At 44.4% G+C, this 4,912-nt stretch carries 5 protein-coding genes; all 5 read right to left on the bottom strand.

The window, feature by feature from the left end; genetic code table 11:
• Positions 1-138 precede the first annotated feature (138 nt).
• The 5 genes from O9332_RS05845 to O9332_RS05865 are packed head-to-tail and all read right to left on the bottom strand — an operon-like array spanning position 139 to position 4,639.
• Positions 139-657: an FKBP-type peptidyl-prolyl cis-trans isomerase gene (locus O9332_RS05845; protein WP_002758683.1), complete on the bottom strand. Its 519-nt coding sequence runs from the start codon at positions 655-657 to the stop codon at positions 139-141.
• Positions 658-663: 6 nt separating this feature from the next.
• Positions 664-987, bottom strand: a complete 324-nt coding sequence (locus O9332_RS05850) for a phasin family protein (protein ID WP_002758682.1) — start codon at positions 985-987, stop codon at positions 664-666.
• A 14-nt stretch (positions 988-1,001) separates the two neighbouring features.
• On the bottom strand, positions 1,002-2,825 hold the full coding sequence (locus O9332_RS05855) for a phosphodiester glycosidase family protein (protein ID WP_288024215.1): 1,824 nt from the start codon (positions 2,823-2,825) through the stop codon (positions 1,002-1,004).
• Between the two features lie 2 nt (positions 2,826-2,827).
• Complete coding sequence (locus O9332_RS05860) at positions 2,828-4,369, bottom strand: bifunctional pantoate--beta-alanine ligase/(d)CMP kinase (RefSeq protein ID WP_288024218.1); 1,542 nt, start codon at positions 4,367-4,369, stop codon at positions 2,828-2,830.
• 51 nt (positions 4,370-4,420) lie between these two features.
• Positions 4,421-4,639 carry a YciI family protein gene (locus O9332_RS05865; RefSeq protein WP_288024221.1) on the bottom strand — a complete coding sequence of 73 codons (219 nt, stop codon included), beginning with the start codon at positions 4,637-4,639 and terminating at the stop codon, positions 4,421-4,423.
• Positions 4,640-4,912 lie beyond the last annotated feature (273 nt).

Here is a 4,912-nt window from a genome sequence, read left to right on the forward strand (position 1 = left end):
ATTGCGGGGATCGGGGGAAAATTCAGGTACTTTTTCCCTGAAAATTAGGTAGTTGACCACCTCAAAACTGGTAAAACCCCACACCCCACACCCCACACCCCACACCCTGCCACCACCGAAAAGCTTTTTCAGCAAACCCTATTTAACTGCCAACAATTCCACATCGAAAAGTAAAGTCGCGTTGGCAGGAATCACCCCACCGGCACCCCGCGCACCATAACCCAATTCTGGGGGGATAATTAAGGTACGCTGCCCACCGACTTTCATCGATGCGACTCCTTCATCCCATCCTTTGATCACTTGACCAACTCCAATGGTAAAGGTAAAAGGTTGATTGCGATCCTTGGAACTATCGAATTTTTTGCCGTCTGTGAGGGTTCCCGTGTAGTGAACAGTCACTTTTTGACCTTTTTGAGGACTTTCTCCAGTTCCTTCCACGATATCTATGTATTTTAGTCCCGAATCGGTGGTGACTGCTTGATCTAAATCCATGGAGATGATTTCCTTATTAATAGTTTGAGTGATAGCGGGTGGATCGATTTCTGCGGCGATCGCATTGGTTTTTTCCCCTCCACCAAAGAGGGAAGCAACGATTAAAAATAAGCCACAAACCGCAATAATAGCAAAACTGAGCAAGATTTCGCGCATTGATTTCATAGTTCCCTAACGCCAGAGTTTATTCTCTAAGTCTCTCACCTGCCGTTCTAATCTATCAATCCTTCCCCGCAGTTCATCCATTTCCGATTGTCGGGGAACCCCTAAATCCTGCAAGATATTGCGGATATAGCGTTCTAAGTTATTCTCGAAGCTCCCTTGTTCAGACTTCATCTGTGTCATCAGATCATCGACAAAGTTTTTAGCCTGATCGGAATTGATTTTACCGTCTTTTACTAATTCGTCGCTCACTTCTTTGATCTTTTCTGCCACCATGGAAGTAGTACCAATACCCATCAGCAGCAATTGTTTAATCCAGTCGCTATTATCCATTGTTTTCACACCTGTCAAGGAGACGGGGATAAAAATATCCCTATTCCATTATGGACTTTTGCGGCGGTAACGGCAGAGCGATCGAGCAGATAACCCGCCAAGGCTATCCCGGTGGAACTACCCCCATCTAGGTTTAAACCGTCCTTTGCCGACATTAACAGCAAAATTCGGGCTAATTCGCCTAAAGTTGCCCCCCGTCCCCCGACACGATTATGGATAGCCACTAGCAAAATTTTTCCTTCTCGGCTGACTGCGATCGCACTGCGGGAAGCTTGTTGATTTTGGAATGCCGGACTAAATTTTTCGGCATTTCCATCCAAAACTATGCGCCCATTCTGCAATAATAGGGGGCCAGCACCTAAAATCTGAGGATAATCAGCAAAATCTCTCGGTAGGGTGACGCTATCGAGGTTGACTCTTTCACCAATATTTAAACTAATATCTGTCTTTCGGCAGATGACTAAATAGCCATTTTCTGGTATGTCTATACTATCCTGTGGGAAAAGATTATTTAATTTCTCCGTTACGCGATCGCCTTGGACGACTAACCCGGTTTCGCGCTCGGTGAGGGGATGATAATTACTCCCCCAATCGCGAGTATAACGACTGCAGCCGGCTGTCAGGAAAGCACTATTTAACTGGGTTAGGGGAAAACGTTGTCCGGTGACAGTAATGAGAGTTTCCTCTAAACTGAGGCGATCGATCCTGATTTTACCACGATTATCCCATGCGATCGCTCCTCGGTTTAAAATTGGTCCAGATAACCATTTGCCATCCACACGAATTGCTCCCAAAGGTAACTGATTATTACGATTAAAAAAGCCGCCATTAATCATCGCTACTGCGTTACTTTCGCTATTAATCGTGATCAGGGGATTAGTGCCGCGCATTGAGGTGGAATTAGCGGTAATCGGTTTAATAGTTATCTGAGGATTTCTGGGATCGATTTCTAACCAAGTCACGGGAAACCAATCTTGATCTAACTGGATATATTTTTGATTCCAGATTAACCCTGGTTGCCAAACAATGCGCTTTTCATCCATAGCATCGGGACGAGAATCAATGATAATTCGGGGAGGATTATCCACACTGCTGATCTGTAATCCGTAGGCAGTGGGAAGGTTAACTTTTAAACGACTGATCACCCCATTATTTTCTAAGGAAGTGATCTGAGTGGCTAAGTTATTATTAGAGTTGCCTAGATCATCTTCATCGTTATTTTGATTACTGTTACTAACAGTTTTGGGTTGAAACCTAGAGATAAGCGATTGCTGGGCATTTCCTTCTAGGGTAATCACTGCTTGATTTTTTGCCTGACTAACTTGCCAAAAGGTCGGGCGATCGAGTTGAATAATAATCCTCTGTACTGCCCCATAATTTTCTAGCTGAATATCTTCAATCTGAGGAGCAGGAAAGTTAATATTTAAACTATCGCCATTAATAGTGGTTGTTGCCCCCATTTTTAGTAAAATATCCGTAACGTCTAACCAGCGATCGGGATTGATCAAATTAGCCGATAAAGTTTGTAAATTAAACCAGCTTATCGGTTGCTTTTTCGGATCATTTGTGCTAAGAAAATCCATGCCGAATAATTGTCTTGCTCCCGTGTCACTCATGGCAATTCTGGTACTATTTGCTGCTGTCCACTGTCGCCAAGAAACGGGCAAAGAACGACCATTAAGAATAATTGTTCGTCCCTGTTGCTGGTTTGATAAATCCCTAGCAGCTAAAGTTATTGGTGATCTATGATCGGCTAAAGATATAGCTGGACTGGCGATAATTATCAAGGAAGTTACCGTTAAACAGATAGATGATAAATTCAGATAATTTAACTGCATAATTATCTCCCTAAATTACCTTGGTTAAGATGATAAAGAGCAATGATTTTTTCCGTGACTTCTGTAATACTGAGATGATCGGTATTAACTTCGATCGCATCTGTGGCCTTTCGCAGGGGTGCTAGGGAGCGATTACTATCCAAATAATCCCTTTTTTCAATCTCTTGGGTTAATTCTGCGAGACTAATACCCCCATTTCCCTGCGCTTCTAAGTCTTTTAATCTCCTTCTCGCTCTTTCTTCGGGTGTCGCTGTCAAGAAAATCTTTAATTCCGCTTCTGGAAAAACATTAGTACCAATATCTCGACCTTCCACAACTATTCCCCCCGACATTCCCAGCTGTCTTTGCAGGGTGACTAACTGCTGTCGCACCGCTTTTTGAGCGGCAATTCTGGACACTTGCGCGGTAATTGCGGGAGAGCGAATCTCTAAAGTCACATCCTGCCCATTAATCTTCACTATAGTCACATTTTCGGGACTATCGGCGGGGATTATTGCTATCTTCGCTAAAGATAATAACTCGGCGATGGCCGCTTCTGCGGACAAATCCAGACCGGAATTCACCACTAACCATGTCACTGCGCGATACATCGCACCGGTATCGAGATAGGTTAACCCCAATTTTTCCGCTACTAAGCGCGTTACCGTCGATTTTCCCGCTCCAGCAGGCCCATCAATAGCGATAACTGCCCGACGTTGACGCAAGATAATATTATCAATTAAACGGGTTTGACCGATCGATCCTGCGATCGCTAACAGTCCCCCTGTCTCGATCTGCTCGATCGGTTGTAAACTCTGGGGATGGACTAAATCCAGATACTGACAGCGAAATTCTGCTACTCTGTCGAGATTTTTTTGCACAATAGCCAGTAGTTTTTCCCTTTGTCTTTCCCCTAAACGAAAACTTTCGAGAGCTAATTGCAAACTTTGGGCGATAATTGTCGCTTTTTCCCTTTCTGTGGCCGATAGATACTGATTGCGAGAACTAACGGCTAATCCCGATGTTTCTCGCACTGTAGCACAAGCGCGAATCTCGATCGCTAAATTTAAATCTCTGACTAATTGCCGGATAATCGCTAACTGTTGGGCATCCTTTTCGCCAAAATAGGCGATCGTCGGTGCAATAATATTAAACAACCGCGTGACAATTGTGGCTACTCCCTGAAAATGTCCCGGACGAAAAGCACCACATAACCCGCTAGTCAGAGAAATCGGGGGAACAACTGCGGTTATCTCCTCAGAATCACCAATTCCTAAAGTTTCCGCACTGGGAGCAAAAATAGCAGCAACTCCCAAGGATTCACACAGTTGGCGATCGCTTTCAAAGGTGCGGGGATAGCGAGAAAAATCCTCTGTAGGGCCAAATTGTAGAGGATTAACAAAAATACTAACCACAGTCACCTCCGCTTCCGTCACTGCGCGTCGAATTAGACTAGCATGACCTTTATGGAGAGCGCCCATGGTTGGCACGAGGGCAATACTGTGATCAGGGCGATAATCAGCCAAAAAAGTGCGTAAACCGGGGATTGTCGTGAATATTTGCACAGGGTTCACTCCTTTAATAGCCTATTCCACTACTATTCGCCATTCGTGCAGTTAATACTCCACATAGCCATTTTTAATCAGGGGATGCTGCCCGATGATCGATTCGGCTGCTTCCGGGGAATCGGCTTTAAATAATAACATCCCATCGCCTCTTTCTGTCCAATAACTCGTTTTTGTCTCCTGTCCTGTCTTGAAAGAGGGTGTAGGGTGTAGGGTGTGGGGTGTAGGGAAAGAAACCTCTTTCATCTGTGGGGGTGAAAATTTTTTCATCGGGACTGACTTGATTAAACGCTGCACACAAGTAGGGAGGCACAATTATTTGTAGGATGGGTTAGCGGTAGCGTAACCCATGCGGGTGTTGGGTTTCATGCTTCAACCCAACCTACGTTCATCTTATATTTAACCCACATTCCGCACCCTAAAGTGTCACATTGAAAATTTTATCTAAATCGTCAAAACGATTGCCGGCTCTGAATTACAGGCTAATTTGGTTGCCCAGCAGATGCACAATTAGCCCTAAAAATCTGATAACTCTGATACCAA

Source organism: Microcystis sp. LE19-10.1B (genome assembly GCF_027530565.1).
Taxonomy (GTDB): domain Bacteria; phylum Cyanobacteriota; class Cyanobacteriia; order Cyanobacteriales; family Microcystaceae; genus Microcystis; species Microcystis aeruginosa.